We start from the raw sequence: 23,641 nt of genomic DNA, 5'->3' as shown, positions 1-23,641 counted from the left end.
CTCTACATAAAACAAAAAGGAAGCGTCTTTACAAATCTTTAGTCTCCCCAGTTGGCACAGGCGGCGTATACCCCTCCACCTTCGGCCAAACACCATCCTTTATTTCTTTCAACTCCAATTTTGAAGGATCAATCACCACATGTTTAATCTTTTGCCTGCGCCAGGTATACACCACATGCACCAAACCATCTGCCGATTGAATAACCGATGGATAAGAATACTGGCTAATAGGCGAATCCTCCAAAATCAAAGCCGCATACCAGGTAATACCATCTTTAGAAACAGCCACATTCAATGGTGTACGCGCGCCCTTGGCTAAATTTCCCGGAGGCAAAACATGGTTATAAACCAGCAACTGGCGACCATCTTTTAAAGTCACCGCATCGGTACCAGAGTTATTATTGGGCAATGAAGTTTTCTCCAAAGCAGACCAGGTTTGCCCACCATCCTTCGACCATGTGCTTAATATCGCCCTGTTCTGGCTGCGGCAAAGTGCCTGCAGCCTGCCATCTTTATAAGTTAAAATGCTCGGCTGTATGGCTTTCATGTCCTTACCATCGCTAATAGGGCCGATCATTGTCCAGTTTTTACCAAAATCTTTCGTGGCTTCAAAATGCACCTGCCAGGCTTTGCCTTCGGTACTTACCGGGCTTAGCAGGGTGCCATCTTTCAATAACACAGGTTTATTTTTGATCGGACCTAAAAACCCCTCAGGCAAAGCTTTTTGCTCCGACCAGCTAATGCCGCCGTCTTTAGATGTTTTTACAAAACCTTTCCATTTTGCCGGGCTCGGGCCTATTTTATAGTAAAGCTGCAATTCGCCCTTGGGCACCTTGTACAGTACCGGATTCCAGCAGGCATAGCGTAAAGTATCGTTCTGGATGCCATTAGCAACATTAACCCCTTCTGTCCATTTGCCGTTAACAAAACGGCTTACCCAGATACATACATCGGGGTTGCGCTCCTTAGTGCCGCCAAACCATGAGGCTACAAGGCCTGTTGGTGTTTCGGCGATGGTTGCAGCGTGACATTCGGGGTAAGGCGCTTTGTCATAAATAAACTCATCTTTGATAATGCCCTTGCGCCATAGATTTTGGGCAAAGACATTAGCTATGAATAAGCAAGCGGCAGCACAGGTAAACAAGATCTTTTTTAACATCGTAGTATTATTTTTGAGTAGCAGCCTTGTCCTTTGCCGCCTTATCAGCGGCCTTTTTTGCGATGATGGCTTTGGTATAATCGCCATATAGCTTATGCCAGTTGCGGCCGTTGCTGTTGAGGTATTGCTCGTTTTTGGTTTTGTAGATCTCGAAAATGGCCGATACCTGTTTGATGTTTTTAAAATCTACAGCCTGTTCGCGGGCCAGTTTCAGGTTAGCAAGGATTGCTGCTTCTTCAACTGGGGTAAGATCAGGGATAATAGATTTATAACCGGCCAGTGTAAAGGCCACCTTGCCGATGGTGTATTTATCAAGCACGGTTTCAACCTGCTCTTCACTCAGGTCATTCCGTAAACCGGTCATCAGGTTTTCGTGTACCGATTTTGGCAGCGATGAGTTGATGATGATCTGCCTGTCCATTGTACTCAAAGCTTTACCCGTTGCCGGGTCGATACCTGCCGGAACTGATTCGTATGAATGGCTGTTGTTCCAATCGCGGATGGCCTTGAGGTGGGTTGCTATCACATTTTTTACACGGGTAGCTTTTGCAGTATCGGTAAGGGATAAGGAAGCAACCCAATCCGTAGCTTTTTTATCCACTTCGGCATCAGCTTTGGCCTGCGCCTCAGGCGTTGGAACTGATTTAGTCGCCTGTTGTTCCTGGGCTTTCAACGTGCCTGACAGCGATAGTAAGGCTATCAGCATAGCACCCGCCATGTTTATTTTTTTCATATCAATGTTGCTTTAATATTTTACTTCAAAATCATAATCACCCGAACCAATGCTGAGCACCGCTCTCCCGCCGTCCATTTTCACCGGCTTGATATCTTTTATGGCTGATATTTTCTTCCCGCCCTCGGTTACTTCATCCATGTTTTTTGTCGGTACATAAACCAGTGCCGAACTGTTTGGCGGTACAGTAACATGCCAGTTAAAACTGCCCTTAGTATTAGTGTAACTGCTTTTTACAATGCCATAGGCTGTTTGGTACGAAGCGTTAACACTATCCAGCCCTTTAATAATTGCCGGCTGCATAATCAATTGCTTAAAACCTACATTAACCGTTTTTATCCCGGCTATGTCCTGGTAAAACCAGGCAATCAGATCGCCCAATAGCATGATGTGGTTGCGGGAATTCATGGCGGGGTTGGCGGTATCGCCATTCCATAATTCCCAGATAGTGGTGGCGCCCCGGTTAGCCATATAACCCCAGCTTGGGTAAGTTATATTGGAGGCTATTTTCCAGGCCAGGTCAGGCCTGCCAAATTCAGTGAGCCCCCGCATGAGCCATTGGGTACCGATTACGCCCGTACTGATATGGTCATGAGCTTCGTTGATCTTAGCGACTATGTTTTTGAATACTGCTTGTTTTTGGGCAGATGGCGTGATCCCGAAATACAATGGCAGCAGATTGGCCGTTACTGTATTGTTGCTGTATTTCGAGGTGCTTTTATCAAAATACTTATCATTAAATGCTTTACCAATATTCTGCCTTGTCGTAGCGAAAAATTGCGCATCAGCAGGTTTGTGCAACATGGCAGCGAACTTTTCCATCAGGCCCGAAAGGTGGTAATAGTAAGCAGTGGCGATTAGTTGTCCGTCGGTATTCAATGAAGAATCTTTAGCGTGGATCAGTTCCGGCGATTCGGGGGGCACACACCAGTCGCCATATTTATCTTTGGTGACGATGTTGTTTTTCATGTATTTGACACGCATGTAATCCATCCATTTTTTCATGGAAGCATAATGCTTTTCAATGGGTGCCTGATTTGCAAACTGACGGTAAAGCATATCGGCCGCCAGGATATACGTACCGGGCCAGGTCATGTTATCGCTGTAGTAATTCCAATAAGCCGGAGCAACATCCGGGATAGAACCGTCGGCTTTTTGCGATTGCGCGATATCATCCAGCCATTTGGCGTAGAAATTACCGTTGGCAAACACAAAACTTTCGCCAAGCGAGCCTACGGCGCGGTCGCCCAGCCATGGCATCCGTTCGTTACGCTGTGGGCAGTCGACCGGCATGCCTTTATAGTTGCTCAGGATGCCCCAGTATGCATTATGATAGATCTTGTTGACGATATCGTTGGATGTTTCAAAATGGCCAATGGTTGGCAAGGCATCGTAAACCACCTGTCCCTCAAAATCTGCTAATTCGGGCTTGCCGGGATAACCGCTGATCTCCACATACCGAAAACCATGATAAACAAATACCGGGTGCCAGGTCTCTTCTGTCCCGCCTTTCAGTGTATACACATCGGTTACCTTGGCATCGCGTAGGTTGGCTACATAAAGTTCATTGTTGGGCTGCAAAGTCTCGGCATAACGAAGGGTTACTTTATCACCCTTGCTTCCTTTCACCCGCATCTGCAACCAACCGGCCATATTTTGCCCCAGATCCAGGATCCATACATCCTTCTTCAATTGATTGATGCTGACAGGTTTGATGGTATCCATCACCCTGATGGGCTCGTTCATCTGCGCGTCAAGCTTACCGCCGGGCGCTTGTACTAATTCAGCCTTAAGCCATTGACTGTCGTCAAAACCAGGCTTGTTCCATCCCGGAAACTCTTTGGTAGCGTCATACTCCTCCCCGTCGTATTCGTTATTGGTACGGATAGGGCCGTCGGCTGTAAAATGCCAGTTGTTATCGCTTATGATGGTTTGCTTTGTACCATTAGTATATTCAATCTCCAGTTGCAGCAGCATTTTTGGAAAGCCAAATTCCCTGATCTTTTTAGGCTTGTATTTTGGCCGCATAGTAAAATACCGGCCGTTACCCAACACTGTTCCAATGGCATTATCGCCCTGCTTAAGGTAACCGGTAACATCAAAAGTGTTGTATTTAACTGATTGGGTATAATCGGTAGGAGGCTGCGCCAAAACCTGGTCGCCAATGGGTTGGCCGTTCACATATAGTTCATAATGACCGAGGCCAACGATGTAAACCGTAGCTTTTTTTATACCCGGCTTCAAATCAAACTGGTGGCGATAGTAACGCGCAGAAAGCCGGGAAAATTTAGAAACACTATCCCAGGCAAAACCACGATCACAACCTATCCATTTGGCTTTCCAATCTGTAGGGTTTAAAAGGCCTACGCTCCATGTTGCGGGTTTGCTCCAGGTTGTTGCACCGTTGTTAGTCCACACCCTAACTTTCCAGTAATATGCTGCACGGCTGCCCAGTGGTTTACCCATGTAGTTGATCATAATGGATTCAGTAGAATTGACTTTGTGCGAATCCCACAGATCACCCTGCCCTGCTGTTAACTTTTCGGGAGTTGAAGCCGCCATAATTTGATAGGCTACCTGGTTGGTATTCCGGATATCACTCGTGATCTGCCAGCTTAGCCGGGGCTTTGTTGTGCCGATACCTGAAGGATTATCCAGCATTTCGCATTTCAGATTTTGTAAACCGATGCGGGCATCTGCATAGCAGTTGACGGAGCAGTTTAAAATAAAGCCCGCTAACAAAATGAGATATGTGAACAGCCTCTTCATCCTTTATTTACCCGAAAAATCGAAATACAGGTTCAGCGTCAGTGCATCTTCTATATTTCTGTCGTAATTAAAATATTGGTTCTTTTGCCCGCCGGGCCCAAGCTTTTCAGGCTTTTGCGATTTGGTCCCGATCGGGGTTATGCCATGCATAAACGAGATATCGCCCGAAGGAAAGAGCGGAGCAGTATTATATACATTTTTGGGATTAGCCGGGGTAAACAGGCGCATAAACACGTCCCGGCTGTTACAAACAATGGTTACCGGCTGCCCGGTGGTTTGCAGTTTCATCCAGTACAGGTTGGAGTAATAACCCTTAAACTCCGGGTAAACAACCTTACCCTGCCCGGTTATGGTATTGTTATAAGTTTTATCCCACACACCCAGCGAAGTACCCTTCATCCGGTTTTTCCATACCCGGTAAGGGCCATCGCCCATATAAGTAACGCCTTTGATCTCTTTTTCGGGGAAAGAGAAATTGACACCCATCAAGGTCGCTTCCTCGCCAATAGGCCAGTATTTAACATCAAGCTGTACCCAGCCGGATGGATAGATCGTCCACTTTAATAAAGGCTCCGATTTTTTGGGCGGGAATACCGCTTCAACAACCAGGTTATCGCCCTCATAACGATAAGTAAGCTTTTGAAAACCTGTTTGATCCTGCCCTTCAACTAATATTGGCCCGTTGTCAAAAGGAATATTCCCTTTTGCATTTTTCACACTAACCAATATGCCGGAGTTATGGTTAAAAGCAAGCTCAATTCCGTTACCCGTTTTAACATTGTACAATGAGTCGGTTTCTGTGCCTACAGCTTTGCTTCCTCCTGTTTTGGCAATAATCCGGTTAGTGATCTGATCATGACTGCTTACCGGGAAACTCCAGGTAAACAACTCATGCTTATTTACATCAAATGCCGATATATATAGCACATCATAATTTTGCCAGTCTTTAGGCAGTTGCAACTGCAGGTTCCCATACTGTCCCGGCGCAACATCCGGCGAAGCAATAGTGCCGGTTTTAGTTTTTGAACCAGCCCCATTGAGCGTAGCCAGCTTATAGCTGAAAGTGCATTGTTTGAGATTGGTATAGGAGAACCTGTTCTCTAAACGCAGTGAGCCGTTAAATACAGGCGTAATTTCACGCGGTTCCAGGTAAACCGGGCTCCAGATCTCTTTGATGGCATAATAGCTGCCTTCTTTTTCGTGATAAGGGCCGATGATACCGTCGGGGCCATGGTCGCCATCACTGTCCAATTCTCCGTTTTTATCGGTACGAACCACGGCTTCATCTGCAAAATCCCAGATAAAACCACCCGCCGAGATCGGGGTGTGCCACATCTGTTTCCAGAAATCATCCAGTCCGGCACCGCCACCACCATCATATAAACCGTGTAAAAACTCGGTTGGGAAAAATATGTCATGCCCGTTGATGCCGGTATTGGTACCGTAATCGTAGTTAATGTAGTGCTGTGTATTTGTCCCCCGGAAGATGCCCCATGGATGGATGAGCGGGCGCTTTTGAATGTCTAATTCATCAAACCAATGATCGAGGTTAAAGTTAAAACCGCCCTCGTTGCCATTATCCCAGATCACAATGGATGGGTGATTGAGATCTTTTTCAATCAGTTCCTTAGTTAATTTTGAGCCTACCACATCATCATAAGCATGATGCCAGCCGGTGAGCTCGTCCAATACAAAAAGACCTAATGAGTCGCATACGTCCAGGAAATGATCATCGGGCGGGTAATGCGACATGCGCACCGCGTTCATGTTCATATCCTTCATCAGCTGCACATCTTCAATACTGATCTTTTTATTGAGCGCCCTGCCTGTGGTTGGCCAAAACGAATGACGGTTTACCCCTTTGAATTTGATCTTTGCATTGTTTACATAAATTCCGTCATGCTCCCTTAACTCAACCGTGCGGAAACCGATGCGTTGTTTTACCGTGTGAACAGCTTTTCCATTCTCAATCAGCGTAAACACCACATGATAAAGGTTAGGAAACTCCGGCGACCATAATTTGGGCGAAGTAATATGCGTACTGATATTAGCAACGCTATCCCCGGCATTAATCTTCACAGAAAACGCGGTGCCAAATTTTTGCCCGGCCAGCGTATAAACCTGCCCTGTTATGGTGCCGCTTTTTACAGATGCCAACTTTAGTTGGGCCTTAAAACTACCATTGGCCTTGGCATCAACCGCATAATAACTGATATGAGATTTAGGCGATGCCTCCAAAAATACCGGTCTGAAAATCCCGCCGAAGACCCAGAAATCCCCTTTGCGTTCGGCTGCGTTTACGGATGCATTGGCAGAGTGTTTGGATACTGTTACCTCCAACAGGTTCACTTTTCCGTAGTTGAGTAAAGCGCTAACATCATACTTAAAACGGTAAAATGAACCCTGGTGAATTGGCCCGGCCGATTTGCCATTTAGCTTCACCTCGGTATCGGTCATGGAGCCATCAAAAACAATATTGATAGCCTTGCCCTGCCATGATGCAGGTACATTAAACTCGTATTTATAAAGCCCTTGTTCTTTACCCTTTAAACTATCCTTTGCAAGACCGTAATTGTATTTACCAAAGCCCTGAAATTCCCAGTTTGATGGCACCGGGATGGTTGTCCATTTACCCGAATTATTACCCGCAGTACAAAAGAATTGCCAGTTCACAGTATGGTCGCTCCCTGTGCCCGACAGGAATAGCTTTTGTGTTTCCTGGGCACGGGTTATCAGCCCGCTTATCACAAACAGCAAAACAATCCATATTTTAAAGCAGGCAGATCTCATTAGTATATTCAGTTAGCAGTTAAAGTAAATTTCAGAGGGTTATCTGTACGGAAGGGGGCGGCAGGCAAACCATCTTTGTTATAAAAATTAGGCTGTGCGGTTTCCGACCAGGCAAAACGCGCGGCTACTGGTTTGGCAACCGATGCGGCAGATACTTCAATGGTATTGCCTTTGATGGTGGCATCGGCAGCAACAAAATTTCCATCGGCACCGGCAATGGTAAAATCAGTAAGCGGTTTATGATCATGGCTTACTAATCCGGCTCCTACGTGATCAAACTTAAGGATGATCTTATTGCCGCTTATTTTCATGCTTTTATACACCGGGCCCGAAAAAACTACCGGTTGTTTGTAGGTATTTGCCAGGGCCTGTAGTTCTAAACGCCGACCTATCTCCCATTTAAATGGCGGATGGATATTTTTAAGATCATCGTTCAGATCAGTAGTGATGATCATGCCCGTATAGGGGATCTGCAAGGCGCCAGCCTGGGCCTCGCGCAATTCGGGCTCGGTGAACGGTGTATATGTTACCGGGCCTTTGCCTTGCGTGTAGTAATAGGGCGCTATCTGTACATAATAAAATGGCAGCGTTTTATCGCCCCAGAGCTTACGCCAGTTGTTTATCAGCGCTTCCATTTTGTAGGTATAGCTGATGGCTTCGCCTAAAAAGCAATTGCTTTCGCCCTGGTACCATAAAAAACCTTTAAGCGCAAACGGGGCAACCGGCTCAATCATTTTGGCATAAAACTTACCAGGGTCACCGTCGATCTTAATATTGTTCGCCTTGAAATACGGAATAGCATCAAAACATTCCTGCGATACCCAGGGCTCAATCCGGCTGCCACTTACTGCCGATGAAATAATACCTACGGGTACTTTAAGATCATGCTGCAGATTTTTAGCAAAGAAATACCCCGCTGCCGAAAAAGCCCGCAAAGCCGAATCTTCAGCCACGCTCCAACCCGAATGGGTAGAATCAGGCTTGAGCAGATTTTTCTGCGTAGTAAGAAAAATCCTGATCTGTGGGTTATGCGCGCGGTCAAGTTCATCAACCGGCGAGTTTGTAGTGCTGGTATCCGGCTTTTTCACTTTACTGTTCTTGCGCATTTCGTACTGCATGTTCGATTGGCCGGAGCAGAGCCACACCTCTCCTACCAGGATATTTTGCAGTTGAATAGTGTTTTTACCCGATATGGTCAGCGTTGTGGATTTGGCGGATGCCGGCATGGCATCCAGTTTTACCATCCATTTGCCCACTGCATCCGCCGTAGTTGATTTGGTTTGTTTACCAAATTTTACCGTTACCTTTTCGCCGGGGGATGCGGTGCCCCAAACAGGTACAGTTGCATTGCGCTGCAATACCATATTGTTGCCTAACACTTTAGGCAAAACTACCTGCGCCCCGGCAATTCCGGAGCTCAGCAGGCAGATCGTCAACCAACCATATTTTATAAGGCGCAGCATTATTAATAATTACTTGTTTTAAATGATTTGATATAGAAAACAGCTTGCTTTGCGGCTTCCCCGGCATTTGGCCGGTCGAAATCCTGGTCGGTAGGTGTATCGGCATCCGGGAACCTTCTGATATCCCCGGTACGGAATACCACCCGGTTTACGCTCAGCACCGGCGCAAAAAATAGCCCGGTAAGCACGTCCTTGCCGTTTACATTTACAGTATAAAAACGGGTATCGGTATTCAGTTTGATCACCACATGATATTGGGTACCGGCTTCATATTTCATAAAGTTTTTGTTGCGATACCCGGCCTTCGTCCTGAATTGCCCTACCGAATCCAGCGTAAGCCTGATAGCGGCAGTACCTTTTTCATCCTGAAATTCAATATCCAGCATACCGGTGTTGTTTTGCCCGGTGGTGATGGTAAAATCGGTCATTAATTTTTTTGAAACAGGCACAATCCGCTCAGCTTTGGCAAAATCAAAAGGGTCGCCGTCTTTTAGCGTCAAAGCACGTTCACCATCTGGGGCTTTATCGATACCTGCGGGAGCCCATTGCGGGCTGTAGGTGTTCCATTTCTCCAATTCTTTGCCGGCAGTCAGCTGATTAAAAACCTCATTAGCATGCGCATCCGCTTTTTCGGTGACCGGTACCGGGATCGATGATACCCAGATATCCTCCTTGTTCATGCTGTAGGTTACCCAAAGTTTGCCATCCGGCGGGATACCGTTCCCTTCTTCAATGCCCCGTGTATATTGCGGGCCATATGATTTATAAGCACCGCCGTAACGCATGGTGGTGATCTCACCGTTAACCAGCAGCAGGTTGGTATAATCCAATCCATCCTTGCTTACCGATAATGCCAGCGGCCAGCGAAACTCCGAAGGGTTGTAAACCGTAGCATATTTACCGTCGGATGTACGCTGCCCCCAGATCTTGGCATTGGCAGTTACAAAACGCGGTGCACGGGAAGCATTTGTCGGCCATGTTTTGCCGTTATCGGTACTGATGGCAGTAAGCGCGTATTTCCATAAACCAACCACGCGGCCATCGGGCAGGTGATAAAAGTTAAATGCTTTATAATCCTTATGTAACGGGATTAACGGATCTTTCCGGTCGGTTTCCTCAACCCATTGCATCATCATCAGCGGGTTGGCCATCAACTCATCGCAGGCCTGCACAAAACCTTTGTCCTTACTGGTTTTGTAAAAAGGATATGAGGTATTCTTTTCGTTCCATTTTGGGTTATAGTGGATGAAGTAGACCGGCCCGAATTTGCCATTCGGTAATACTTCACGTACCACACGACCAATGCCTAAGCCATCATTCGGATCATCATGACCATCTAAACAAATACCATAAAAACCCAAAACCAACAGGCGTTTTGACTTAGAAGTGTAAAAGCCCATACGCTGATGCATCACCGAATATAGGTCTTTCGCCACGCTGGGATGTCCCTCTTTAGTAGTACCATCAGGTATTTTATATTGAGGAAAAACCACGGTAGGTTTCGACCATACTTCTCCATCTTTTGACGTCATGAGCAGGGTTTGGCCTGGTGGCACGCTTTCGCCCACTTTATCGCTCAGGTACTCAACATAAAATGTATTGTTCCAATAAGCCAGCATTGGGGCATGGTTGTAGGTAAAACCAAAGCCATCGGCCAGTTCAGGGTGCTCACGATTGGCCCTAAAAATCTGTTTGCTGTGCGCACCTATCACCGGGGTTAACTGCCCGTGATGATAATCGACATTAGCAACCGTATTGCCGCTGTAATGCACAGTATCCTGTGCATTGGCTACCCCGGCCATCGATATAAAAAACAATATGATGATGAACTTATTCATGTTTAGCTCCTTTGCTTTGCCCGACCGCCTGTAAAAGCTGCGCAAGCTGTTTTTTGGTGACTTTAAATATGGTACCGTGCTTGTGCCCTACGGGTACGCTTACGCTATCGGCCAGGTCGGTAAAAGTTTTAAAATCAGTTGTGCGCATAGCGCCATATCTTTTTAAGCGGTACGAATCATAATAGATGAGCCAGTTATCGCCTGCTTTGGTCATGCTGGGGCCTTCGCTGAAGGGTTCGGTAAACCTTGGCGTATAGTTACTGTAAGGCCCTAAAGGATTGTTGCTAAACGCCACAAGAATATTGCGGTTTGGCCGGGTGTTATCTTTCATCACCAGCGCATAATCATTTTTGGCCCGCTTTACGATCTCTGCATCAATCACACTAAAACCCGGATCAAGGAAAAGCTTTGAGGGACTGAAAGTTTTAAAATCTTTGGTTACAGTGTAGTACAGGCGATGGTTATTGTTCTCATCTTCCTGCCCTTTCGGAAAGCGGAACGGTACAGTAGAAGCCCAAACGATAATGAAATACTTATTTTCATCATCATAAAACAGCTCCGGGGCCCAGGCATTCACCGCGGTTGGCTCGTTAGCCATTACTTCAATATGCTCTTCGGCCGACCAGTGGATCAGGTCTTTTGAACTGGCATAACCAATACCTTTATCGTTTTTCCACCCGGTTGTCCATACCAAATGATATGTACCATCAGGTCCCTGGGCGATGGATAGGTCGCGCATGATCTTCGCATCGCCAACTTCGGGTTTAATGAAAATGTGGTCTATTGCATTCCAGTGATAAGCGTCATAGCTGTACAAGAAGCGCAGACCTTCATCGGCCGGCTCATGAAACGATGTAAAAAGGTATACGCTTTTACTGACCCTGCATGAAAACATCAACGCAATGGCTAATAATAGGGTGATATGTTTAATTATCCTGTTCACTTATATCGCATCAATAATGAGCACCCAGTCGTTACCGTTTGATACTTTGCCGGGTGGTTTAAATTTGATTGTTTTTGCTTTCGCGAAGGTTCCGATAGCGGTAGTTTGCCCATTGCGCGGGTTGTACCAGGATGCTTTTAGTTTTGAACCCTCCAGTTTATCGGCATTAATATTGATCTGCACACCGGTATAGGTATATACAAACGCGTAGTTTTTGCCTCGGGTGGCGATCAACCTCTTATACTTTTCGCCATTGTTACCTGCAATTAATGATTGATCAGGCACACGATCCAGATAAGGGCGCGATAGCATCAGTTTTTTCAAATAAACCATCTGCTTTGCACCGGGGTCGTTAACCGAATTATACCAGTAGCCTTTTGAGCCGTACGCGCTGCCTTTATCTGTTGGCTTGTGCATTTGCATTACGTCGTTATCCCCATAAGTATATCCGCAGGCCCCGGCAAAAACCGACCAGTAGCCATAACGCCTTACATCGGCGGCTGTCCAGCGGGGTAGTTTTATATCGTGCAGGCCGTGAGGGATTTTTTCGTAGGATGGCTCGGCATCAAGCGTTGGCTTTGCGGGCGATAGGTTGTAATCTGTTTCCACATAGCGCCAGTTGTCTTCGCCGTATTTTAAATCTTTTTTCGAGGTATCCTGCACGTAGGTACGATGGCCGGACTGGAAGCAATTAAAATCTAACCAGCTTTCATTATGAAACCATTTGGATGATTGTGTACGCCCACGTGGATGATAGGTAATGAGGTGCGTTCCATCCACATCATGCAGCGTATTACCAATAGCATTCCAGGTTTTTAATGAATCTGAACCGGCTATATCACCGCCATTCATCCAGATCACATTCAGACGGTCACGGTATCTTTTCGCTAAAAATTCGGCGTATGCTTTCGCTTTTTCAGCACCGATATGGCTTTCTTTTACAACCGATCCCCAAACGGGTACCAGTGCAACGTATAATCCTTTTTCGGCGGCTTTGGTAATGATCCAGTCGATATGATCCCAATAATCATACTCATTTCCTTTACCAAAAGTGCTGCCGGGAGTTGTTTTTGGTTGAGTGATATTTTTATTGCTCAGGGCCGAATCGCCGTAGGCATTGGTTTCTTTAATGCTGTGCACTACCATCACCTGGATCACATTAAAGCCCTGTTTGCTGCGGATATCAAGATATTGCTCGGCTTCTTCCCTTTTCAATTTGGAGAACAGCAGCCAACCGGTATCACCAAGCCAAAAAAATGGTTTATCGCCAGCCATGAAATAGCGGTGGTTGTTGGATATGCTTAAATGGGGCATGGTTGTCTCATTGCTTTTGAATGCAAAAAACAAACAGGCAATGGCAATTAGTATGGTAGATTTTTTAAGCATAAAATAGTAACAATTAAAAATCAATTGTCATTTCGACGAACAATTAGGAATGTGCAGCTGCGTGAGGAGAAATCTTTTACGTCCTGCCTTACACCATCCATTACAAATTTGCGTGGCGTATAAGATTTCTCTTTCGCCCCTGCACTCTGCCCCCTCTGCTCTATCGAAATGACATTTTCTTATACATCTCGCAAGTTAAAGCGTCCTTCGCTTGAACTATACCCAAAGTAAGCGTCCACGCTTACATTCCATATATTTTACAGGAGTGTGGACGCTCAGATTAAGCCAACACTCAAGCGTGGACGCTTGACCATGCGCGGCATCAATTCCGGCTCAGCCACAAAATAGCAGCCCCGTTCCGTTGTCCTTTAATTTCTGTATTAGCAGCACCTTTTATCGTTTCGTCACCAGGTAAAAGCTCACCGGTTTTCGGGTCGACCCATTGTGCTTTGTAGCTGATACCAGTTGATAGATCAAGATGAATCCCACCGCCGTTGCTGTAAACTATGTATCCTTTTGATGAAGCCAAAGCCCATTGATCTTTAGGCGAACCGGGCAGATCAACCGGTTTCATACTGCTTGCATCAGTCAGGAAAGCTTTATTGGTTGTGGCAGGCAGCACGGGTAATGATCCCCCGGCTATGAATACCGCCCAGCCAAAATGGTCATAATCATCGGCAGAAAACAACACCGCCTTATCCGGGTATTTGGTACGATACTCATGTACTGCACGGTAAACCTGTTCAAACGACGACGCCTTTGGTTTAAAGATGCGTGCTTGCTGGCGCGGAGCCAGACTTTGGCCACCGATTGGTTCATAAGCCGTTCCGTTGGCCTGGTAGTACCAATAACGGATATCTATTAAGTTAATAACCGAAGCCGTTGCAGGGTTAGCAAGAATAGCATCCTGTACGTCTTTAGTAGCGCTCAGGGCTATTATCTGTTTCTTTTTATGGGTGGTCTCCCACTGTTTAATGGTTTCAACCCAAAACTTCATAAAATGCAGCGGACCGGTAAATTCTGCCCCTATCTGCTGGATCACCCCGGTATTGCCGGCGAAATTGTCCATACATTTATTGATGTAGGCAATGTGAAGCTTACGCCTTGCCGGGTCGGTTTCGTCATAAAACTGCTCGGCCATAAACTGGCGTTTATCGCCGGCGTAAGGTACAGGCTCGGGGAAACCCGTGCCGTTGATATTGTTTGCCGTGCGCCATGGAAAATCGGTGTAATGCGCACCTGCTTCAATAATGTTATGCTGAAAATAGTTTTGGTGGACCAGCACCAGGCCTTTCTGATCGGCCAGGTCGGCAAACTGTTTAAGGCGGTTCCAGTACCAGGTGTTATATTTGGTCAAATCGTATTTGCTCAATCCATCGTAAGCCAGTTCCTTACCGCTACGGGCGAATGGCAGTTCATAAAATGGTGCCCAAACATCGCCATCCATCCTGCGGATGCGCTCGTGATCATCTCGACGGCGATCATACCACAAGCCGTAATTATGCTCAAATACCACGATATTATCTTTCCTCATCCAATCGGTAACTGAATTTAAATCGTCAGTTAAACCGGTACCTGTTTGACCGGGTACCCAGCGGGAGATGGCCGGTTTGGCTTCCTTTTCGGTATAATCGGGATGTACAGTGCCGCTCCACCACGGGGTTTCAAAATGCCTGCCTGTTAATACCACATTGCCACGGGTTAACCAACCGTTGGTAACGGCCATCTTTGGAGCTAATGCCACAGTTGCTGCATTTTTATATCCTATTTCATCAATGGTTTTAGCATTTGCAGATGATACGCTAATCGAATTTCTTTTAGATGCTTGATCTATCCAGTTGCTGATAGTTACTGCGGGTTTACGTGCAGCGGCCATTAGCTCGGCTGCCTGTTCAACAGTCGGGCTGCTTGAAGGTTCAGTAGCCGGATATAAGATATCGGCTTGTTTGCTTACATCTTTATTTAATCGGTTAGCCAGTTGCGCATAGTAAAAACTTCTTGGGCTTATGGTGCTGTTTGGTGTGCTCCAATAGCCATCGCCGGCAAATTGCGCCCAGGTACCGAAGGCCCAGTTTTGAGCAGTTGGCGGCTGGTAATTATCAACCCGCGCTGCGGTACAATTCCAGAACAGGCTGTTGGCAGCGCTCCATCCGGCACCCTGCCCGTCCTGTCCGCGATTCATATAGCTCAACGGTTGGCCGTCGATGTTAGCAATATCGAACAAAACACCAGATGCCCAGCTATCTATACCACCGCTAAAGCCCAACGAACCTACCGACATACATTGTACAAAGGCATTTGGCCCCGGTGCGCAATAGCCGGTTGCAAAATCATGAAAACCCTGCTCAGAATACAAACGCTGAAAAAGATTTTGTCCGCCCATAGTAAGGAATGTATTACGGCGCTGCCCCCCTATTTCCGAAACCGGCGCAAGCGATTTACAATCCTCAACCGTAACACGATTAGCCGTAGTACCAGCAAATACCGCCGAACCTGCGAAATGCTCAAATGTTACCTGGCGTACCCAGGCATCACTCACGTTTTCCATGGTGATAGCCATCCAGCGGTGGGCCTCATCTTTAGCATTAGCGGTATTATAAGCAGCATTAGCGGTATTATAAGCAGATTGGAGTTTTAAGTTTTCGATACCAACATGTGCAATCCTGCCGGGCCATTGGTAAGAGGCTATTAAGCCGCCCCCATAGGCTGTATCTAAAGCTGTGGTAAGCGGTGCATCAAGGGTCACCGAGTTACCATCCACAGCAATTACTTTCCTGTCCCAGTAAATATCACGCTCGCCTGGTTTCCAGGCTAAAGCGGTTAAATCTCCGCCAAAATGGTCGGTTTTAATGGCATTGATCCATGCCTGTGTACTTGGGCGGTGAATTAAAACCAGATCGCCGGTTTTAATATTTGCGCCGTCTGCTATATGCAGGGTATTGGCATTTACCGGTACATAAGCATCGGCAATTTTAATTTCTTTGGATGTTTGCCGGTCGTTTTTACCAGCAACATGGATAAATGTTTCCCTGTCCGTTCCGGCGGCAAATAAGATGGTACCATTAGCTCCCACCCCATTCCCGCGTAAAACCACGCCTGAACCATTTATTTTGAGGCTACCATTAACCTGGTATTTGCCTTTATTGAGCAATACTGCTCCACGAAAACCATCTTTATCGGCGGGTAAACCGGCCACATAATCTAAAGCGGCCTGGATCCTTAATGTAGCATCACCGGCTTTTACAGGCACCACAACTTTTACAGGCACAAATGGGATAGGCTTTTCAGAAGCCATATACCCGCAATATGAATAATCAGGAATGCGGTCGCCATTGGGGGCTACCGCGTATTTTAGCTTGCCGTTTTTATCGGCAGCAACAGGAGGCTGTGGCTTAGGGGCTTTTTTCTTATCCTGTGCAAATAAGGGGGAATGCATAAGCATCCCCCCAGTCATTAAACCAACCCAAATATAAATCCTTGTAAACCTCAATCCCCGCATTATTAGCAGTTGTTAAAAATGTTATTTTTTTCATTGCCGTTGGTTTTAACCAACGGTTATAGAAGCAAAAACCCGGGCTTTAGCCTAATTATTCAAGCGGCATTTGGGCTAAAGCCCCTTGGTTCCGTTTATTATTCCGTTGGTTAAAACCAACGGCAACGATTTTTATAAACGGTACTAATGACTTCGAGCTTCTAATATTTCTTTATTTTAAAGTAGCCAGTTTCTTTTCGCCTTTAGCGGCTATTGTATTTAAATATACTTCGATATTGGTATAACCACCACCATTTTTTGCAGGCAGGGCCGAGTCTTTGCCATCTTTAGGGTTAAGGCCATGAGCTGTTTCCCAATCATCAGGCAAACCATCTTTGTCCGAATCTTTGTAAGGTGTGCCTTTGTATTCAGGATAACCGCCAACCTGCCATGGGGCAGTGATGATCCCCAGTTTGTACGAGTCTTTAGGTAATTTACGCACTTTAAACTGGTAAGCAGTATCGGTTTCCATATCCTTGTAGGTGATCTTACCGGTACGTACCTGTTCGGTGATGCGCACATCAACAGCATCGCGTTTTGGCAAGGTTGCACCTGCATTTGCAACAACAAATTTAAAGGCATCTTTTGCCGATAGGATAGTCATTGAAGGCATAGGGAACGGCTCATTAGATTTCATGTAATCCTTGTACTGGCCAGCATCGGGCAATTCTTTACCACCCGGGCCTTCAACCTGGATGCCGCCGTTCCATGCATCTTTGGTAACTTCAGGATAACCTTCCATGATATTGCCTGATGCATAAACACGACCAAAGAATTTTTCTTTCAGCTTGCTCCTACCCGATTCCGGTTTCAGGATGCGGTGACCCACCGGTTCGTCTTTAGGCGTAACCGGTCCGGGTTTAAAGTAGTTATTGATCACGTTGTAATTGGTGGTATAATCGCCGCCATCCATTGAGCGGTGATGCCAGTTAAATACCACGTTATTTACAAAGTTGTATACACCGTTCCAACCTACAGATGGGTTACGGCCAGTGTTATCTGCCCAAAGGTTACGCATCAATGAGCTGTTTTCGCCACCGGTAGTTGAACCGAAAGCGTGGTTCCAGTAATCCAATGATTCGGAGTAGATACAGTTTTGAATGGTGATATTCACAGTACCCAATTTCTCTTCTTTTGAGCCATCGCCCGGATCAAACATGTGGCGGTACATCGAAAAGTTTTCGTCCAAACCCCAGCTTGCAGATACGTGATCGGCAATGATATTACCAACAGGATTACCACCTAACGCATCATCACGGCGACCGACATTGGTTTCACCACGGCGGAAACGCATGTAGCGGATCACAACGTCATGCGTGTTCACCCAAAATGACTCGCCGGCAATACAAACGCCATCGCCCGGGGCAGTTTGCCCCTCAATGGTAATATATGGAGCCCTTACAATGATCGGTGTTTTGATCCTGATGATACCCGCCACGTTAAATACTACGATCCGAGCTCCGCCTTTTTCGCAGGCTTCCCGCAGGGTACCAGGGCCGTTATCTTCCAAACTGGTAACTACGTATACCTTACCTCCACGACCGCCAAAAGTAAATTTACCACCACCTTCTGCACCAGGGAATGCGGGGATCTTAGCCTGCGGCAAATCGGTAGGACGCGCAGCCCACGGCACATATACCTTGCCGCGACGCTGATCGGCCTGGATAATAGGCAGGGCAACAGCCCATGCTGAATCTGAACGACGGGTAGCCTCTTTAATCAAAGCTTCACTCTCTGCTTTAACCTTCTCCGGTATCTCTGGGTATTGGGCAAAAGCTGGTTTAGCTAAACCCAATGCCGCTGCTACTAAAAATAAAGCTGTGTGTTTTTTCATATTCTATATTGGTAATCTTCTTTTGTAAAATTCAGGATAGCCCGTCGTCCGGTTAATTGTTATTGTAACGGATCAAACGTACCACCCCAACCTACATTTTGTTGCAGTTTTGGATTATTGGTAATTGATGATGTTGGGATTCCGAAAAAATAATATTGGTTTTGCCAGTTAATGGTGTAACCATTATCAAGGCTTTTACTGTTAAAAGTAAGGTATTGATAAGCATCGTCTACCGTTACACCATCCCTGCCTACAAAAGGCGAAGTAGTAAGACTTACGGGTGCCGTAGCCGAATTGATATTCCATTGTACCCCTGTTCTGATAGTGCCGTTTAATGTAGTAGCAAATAACTTGCGGCGGCGCAGGTCCCAGAAACGTTTACCTTCAAACGCAAATTCAATTTCGCGTTCAAACATGATAGCTTTTATTAGCTCGGCACCACTCATACCTGATTTTAAACCGTATAAATTATCCGCCCCTGCTTCAATACCAGCACGTTTACGGATCTGAACTAAATAATCATAAGCTTCGGAAGTGCGGTTTGTTGCAGCAGCACATTCGGCCTGGTTTAATATCACTTCTGAATACCTCATTTCCATCCAATCGGTACCAGAGTATTGTACATTGCTTTGCAGTACGCTTGGATCAATTGCTTTACGGCAATAAAAACCTGTATTAGAAGCCTTAGGCTCCACAGTTGTAAATGTGGTTGGCTTGCTTAGGTTAGCATTATAATAGTAGGTCCACAACCTGTAATTCTGATTGCCGATGATATTCCATGTACAGCCATTGTAACCGATGGTTTTATCAAAACGCGGATCGCGGTTTTGGTAATAGGTTTGGTCTGAATAGCTGTATTTCGAATCGGCAGGAAGCTTGCCATCCTTCATTGGATATACTTTTACAAACTCCCAGGTAGGTTGGTTACTTCCTCCGCCTGTTCCTAAATATGACGGCCTGGTTGCATTATCATACCCATTGTTCTTTTTAGTATCCGTATTAAAGTTGTTGTACCCTGTAACAATAACCGCTTCAGGATTATTTACTTCAGTAAACCACATGTTATCATATGAAGCATTCAAACCAAAGCCCCCGGCCTGCAATAAACTCATGGCCTGTGCATTGGCATTATAAGCAGCTTCCCAACGTTCGGGGATTGATGCCGGATTGTTAGGATCGCTTGCATCGGCAGTTACAAATTGAGGGCTGGCGTAGGTTAAAAGTACACGGCCTTTAAAAGCAGCTGCACCACCTGCAGTAATACGTCCCCAGTCTGCAGTGGATGCCCATTTTTTTGGCAGGTACATGATACCGCTATCTAAATCGGCCGAAATCTGCTTGATACATTCTGATGTTTTGTTGCGGGGCAGCAGGGCTGCATCTTTAGCTTCCTGGCCAACTGCCTGTAATGGTGTTAATACAAGCGGCACACCGCCATATAACCTCACCAGGTCAAAATAACGGAAAGCGCGTAAAAATAAGGCTTGAGCAACCAAACGCCTTTTTGTTCCAACGGGCAATGTACCTGCGTTTACGTCACGGATAAAGGTGTTGATAAAACGGATTTTACCATAGTTGTTTGCAATGTTAACAGATGTTGCTATATCGCCCACATCATCAACAGTAAGGGTGCCCCTGAAAAATTTGGTATCTGAATATGACTCTTCAGATAAGCTGTTAGGGCTGCTTATTGCGCCACCGGTAACACCGCCCCAATCAGGCATGTTTGAATTGTAGATATAGTTTAAGTTTAGCACCGCCAACGTCGAATCGTTAAATATCTGGTCTGCTACGGCATTACCCTGATCAACGTTATTAAGTACTTTTTTACAACTGGTGAATACCGTTGCTAAACATAACGCCGGTATTAATATTTTATAGATCTTCATTTTGCTTCAATTATTAAAAACCAACATTTAAACCAAAGGATACTGTTTTTAGCGTAGGGTAAACGTTATAAGCCGTTGCATTATCCCTGTAATCAAACGGATTATAGAAATTGAATGGATTTGTTGCCACAACAAATGCTTTCAAGCTTCCTATACCCATTTTTTTGGTAATAGTAGCCGGAAATGTATATGACAGATTTGCATTGCTCACCCTAAAAGTAAACGCACTTCTGTACCAGAATGATGATGTTAACGTATAAGAATCTGAATAATATGGCGCAGGATAAGCGGCATTTATGTTATCCGGGGTCCAATGATCGGCCCAAAATGCCGGGCGGTTATCTGTAGATTTTGCAAGCGCCCTTGCGTCGCCTTCAACCAAAGCCTGCCCGCCAAATGACATCCCCATGGTAACGGTAAGATTTAAACCTTTGTAACCGCCACCAAAATTTAAACCTAAGCTGTAGTGGTTGCCCGATTTATTAGTCAGATAATCCTGATCTTCCTCGCCAATTTTGCCATCAGGGCCGGTGTATTGGCCGTTAACCTTTGGCCCGCGAACGTCCTGGTAATAAAGCATACCCGGAGCAGGCACCAAACCGTTGATCCTCACAGCATCCGGCTGAACGCCCGCGGCGGCCGCCATAGATGCCTTGATCTGATCGGCCTGCTCTTGTGTGCGGATCATACCGAGGTAATGGTAACCAAATACACCGCGGTCGCTCGGCTGGCCATTTGCATCAAGGTAAGTACCAACATTTCCCAGCGGCTGATCTACTTTAAGATATTTATCATCAAACCATGACAGGAATGGGCTAAAACTATAAGTAAAGTCTTTGCCGATATGGTCTCTCCAGGCCAATGAAATTTCGTAACCAAAGGTGTTAACTGATGCAAAATTTTCTGTTGGCGGCGCAGTACCAATCAGTACCGAAACCGAAGATGTTAATGCAGACAGCATGTTGTAACGATGAGAAAAATATCCGTCGGCAGTTAATGACAGGCGGCTATCCAAAAACTGGGCGTCAATACCAAAGTTAGTGCTCAGGTTACTATCCCAGGTAGTGTTGGCATTGGCAATTACAATGTTTGGCGCATAGGTATTGCCCCTGTCATTATTGCCTCCAAATACAGCACCTTTGCCTGTTTCCAGTTTATAGTTTTCCTGGTACAGGTAAGGTTTTGAGCTGTCGTTACCTAATAAACCAACAGAGCCGCGGAATTTCAGAAAGTTGACAAACTTCACATTATTTTTGAAGAAACCTTCTTCAGACATTACCCAACCCAAAGAGCCCGAAGGGAAGTATCCCCATTGATGACCGGGCGCAAAGTTGTTATTAGCATCTGCACGTAAAGAAAATTCAAGCAGGTATTTATCGGCATAAGCGTAATTGATACGGCCTGCATAAGCCAACCGGCCAAATTTGTTAACCTTACCATTTGCCTGGTCGGTTGCCTGTACACCTGTAGCAAACTGCATATTGTCCAACCCGCCAATAAGCGTATTTTCACGAGAAGCAGCTAAACTTTCGGCCGAATCATGTTTTTGCTCAAACAATACGATGGCCGATATATCATGCTTACCAAATTTATTGGCATAGTTTAATGAGCCGTTTACCTGGTAAACATTGGTATAACCGGGTGTAAACCTTACTATATCGCCATTTTTTGCAGAGATAATGCTTTGCACATCACCGCCAACAATATGTTTGTTTTCGCCAAGATTGGTGAATGAATAAAGGTTGTATTTAGTACCGTATTGTTTGCTGAAATCATTATTAACATTTCGGTTATAGCTCACCACAGCTTTCAAACCTTTAATAAAAGGAACGGTATACTCGGCGTTAGCAAGTATATTTAATGTTGTAGTGTTTTGTGAAGTGTAGTTGTTAAGTTTTTGCACCTCGAAGAAATTGGCACCTTCGTAAGATCCTGTATTTGACGATTGCAGCACGGGTAAACCGTTGTAATACATAGGTTGAAATTCCGGAATAGACAGCAACGATTTAAAGTCATTATCTAAACTCTCTGAACCTTGTTTAAAATAATATCTTTTGCTGTAATAGGTAGCACCGCTAACCGACAAGCCTACTTTTAAACCGTTGGCTACACGGGCATCAGTACTTGCCCTGAATGTTAGCTTGTTGGTATTGGCCCCCTTAAAGTTTGAGTTTTGCTGAGTATAAGTACCGCCTGCAAAATAGGTAGCTTTATCATTACCACCGCTTACCGATAAAGCATGGCGGGTAATATATGATGATTTCCAGGCCTCTTTTAAGTGATCGGAGCTGTTTTTTGAAAAATAATCAAGCTCATCAGGGCTGTAATAAGCAGCGTCCTTTACAGTGCCGGTGCCTATTACGCCTGTTGGTGATAAGGTATAATTATTTTTAGTTTGCTCGTAATCGTTAAGGTATGTAGCCTGTTGTAACCCCGACATCATTTTAGGCAGTTCAACCGCATCAGAGATACCGTATGAACCACTGTAAGTAACTTTTGGAGCACCAGCCTGGCCACGTTTTGTTTTAACGATGATAACGCCGTTTGCGCCCAAAATACCGTAGATAGCGGCAGCGGCATCTTTTAAAACCGTAATGCTTTCTACTTCGCTTTGATCAAGCAGGTTAAAATCAGTTATTGTTCTTTGTATATCATCAATGATATATAAAGGATCTGTTTTACCGTCTTTAGCAAAAAACACTGGATTACGGATCTGGATAGTTGCGTTTTCACCCGGGCGTGCTGTACCTCCTGTAACACTTACGTTGGGTAACTGGCCCCTTAAAGCAGCCGCAAGATTGGTGGTTGGAATATCCTGGATAGCCTTCATATCAACGGGAGCCACCGCACCGGTTAAATGTACCTTCTTTTGGGTACCGTAACCAACTACAACAACTTCGTCGAGACTATTTTGTGCAGGAACCATTTTAAAATCGGCATTCATTTCGCCAATCCGTAAGGCCTTTTCCTGGTAATTATACCCCAGAAATTTTGCCCCAATTACTATAGTTTGCAGGTTTGTTGCTTTAATAGAATACTTACCGTCGGCATTAGTGACAGTGCCGGAGGTACCGCCCTTTACCTGGATAGAAACTCCGGGCAGGGAAATACCCTTTTCATCCGTCACCGTACCGGTTATGGTCCGGTCCTGGGCCTTTAGCGCAGCGCTTATTAAAAACAGCACCGAAAATAAGAGGAAAATTTTTCTCATAAACGTGATAAATTAAATTTCATGATCAGGTTAATTAATTGGTTATAAATTGGTTTTCCTGGTTTAACTTCTCACATTTTACCAGGAGGATATT

Annotated in this window: 13 protein-coding genes; all 13 read right to left on the bottom strand. The window is 45.5% G+C overall.

Translation table 11 applies throughout. The features are described 5' to 3' along the window. Positions 1–28: 28 nt before the first annotated feature. The 13 genes from MTO98_RS08770 to MTO98_RS08715 all read right to left on the bottom strand — a co-directional run bounded on the left by MTO98_RS08770 (position 29) and on the right by MTO98_RS08715 (position 23,547). Positions 29–1,159 (bottom strand): exo-alpha-sialidase, encoded by a 1,131-nt coding sequence (locus MTO98_RS08770; protein ID WP_243486274.1) that lies wholly within the window; start codon positions 1,157–1,159, stop codon positions 29–31. A gap of 7 nt (positions 1,160–1,166) precedes the next feature. After that, positions 1,167–1,892 (bottom strand): DUF3826 domain-containing protein, encoded by a 726-nt coding sequence (locus tag MTO98_RS08765; RefSeq protein ID WP_243486273.1) that lies wholly within the window; start codon positions 1,890–1,892, stop codon positions 1,167–1,169. A gap of 12 nt (positions 1,893–1,904) precedes the next feature. Then, complete coding sequence (locus MTO98_RS08760) at positions 1,905–4,661, bottom strand: alpha-L-rhamnosidase (protein ID WP_243486272.1); 2,757 nt, start codon at positions 4,659–4,661, stop codon at positions 1,905–1,907. A 3-nt stretch (positions 4,662–4,664) separates the two neighbouring features. Then, complete coding sequence (locus tag MTO98_RS08755) at positions 4,665–7,451, bottom strand: glycoside hydrolase family 2 TIM barrel-domain containing protein (RefSeq protein ID WP_243486271.1); 2,787 nt, start codon at positions 7,449–7,451, stop codon at positions 4,665–4,667. 8 nt (positions 7,452–7,459) lie between these two features. Further along, entirely contained in the window at positions 7,460–8,914 is a 1,455-nt protein-coding gene (locus MTO98_RS08750; protein WP_243486270.1) for a sialate O-acetylesterase, read from the bottom strand. A gap of 2 nt (positions 8,915–8,916) precedes the next feature. After that, positions 8,917–10,752: an exo-alpha-sialidase gene (locus MTO98_RS08745; RefSeq protein ID WP_243486269.1), complete on the bottom strand. Its 1,836-nt coding sequence runs from the start codon at positions 10,750–10,752 to the stop codon at positions 8,917–8,919. Continuing rightward, the gene (locus tag MTO98_RS08740) at positions 10,745–11,695 is read right to left on the bottom strand and encodes a glycoside hydrolase family 43 protein (protein WP_243486268.1); all 951 of its coding nucleotides are present in this window, start codon (positions 11,693–11,695) and stop codon (positions 10,745–10,747) included. Before MTO98_RS08740 ends, MTO98_RS08745 begins: the two co-directional genes overlap by 8 nt. Then, positions 11,696–13,081 (bottom strand): glycoside hydrolase family 140 protein, encoded by a 1,386-nt coding sequence (locus MTO98_RS08735; RefSeq protein ID WP_243486267.1) that lies wholly within the window; start codon positions 13,079–13,081, stop codon positions 11,696–11,698. 322 nt (positions 13,082–13,403) lie between these two features. Continuing rightward, positions 13,404–16,523 carry a DUF6298 domain-containing protein gene (locus MTO98_RS08730; RefSeq protein WP_243486266.1) on the bottom strand — a complete coding sequence of 1,040 codons (3,120 nt, stop codon included), beginning with the start codon at positions 16,521–16,523 and terminating at the stop codon, positions 13,404–13,406. Continuing rightward, entirely contained in the window at positions 16,489–16,614 is a 126-nt protein-coding gene (locus MTO98_RS34245; RefSeq protein WP_256464368.1) for a hypothetical protein, read from the bottom strand. The genes MTO98_RS08730 and MTO98_RS34245 overlap by 35 nt, the downstream gene beginning before the upstream one ends. Before the next feature lie 171 nt (positions 16,615–16,785). Further along, positions 16,786–18,447, bottom strand: a complete 1,662-nt coding sequence (locus tag MTO98_RS08725; RefSeq protein WP_243486265.1) for a polysaccharide lyase family 1 protein — start codon at positions 18,445–18,447, stop codon at positions 16,786–16,788. Between the two features lie 59 nt (positions 18,448–18,506). Then, positions 18,507–20,336: a RagB/SusD family nutrient uptake outer membrane protein gene (locus MTO98_RS08720; protein WP_243486264.1), complete on the bottom strand. Its 1,830-nt coding sequence runs from the start codon at positions 20,334–20,336 to the stop codon at positions 18,507–18,509. Between the two features lie 13 nt (positions 20,337–20,349). Next, the gene (locus tag MTO98_RS08715; protein ID WP_243486263.1) at positions 20,350–23,547 is read right to left on the bottom strand and encodes a TonB-dependent receptor; all 3,198 of its coding nucleotides are present in this window, start codon (positions 23,545–23,547) and stop codon (positions 20,350–20,352) included. Positions 23,548–23,641 lie beyond the last annotated feature (94 nt).

The sequence above is a fragment of the Mucilaginibacter sp. SMC90 genome (assembly GCF_022811725.1).
Lineage (GTDB): Bacteria > Bacteroidota > Bacteroidia > Sphingobacteriales > Sphingobacteriaceae > Mucilaginibacter.
This window is presented reverse-complemented; position numbering and strand designations above follow the sequence as displayed.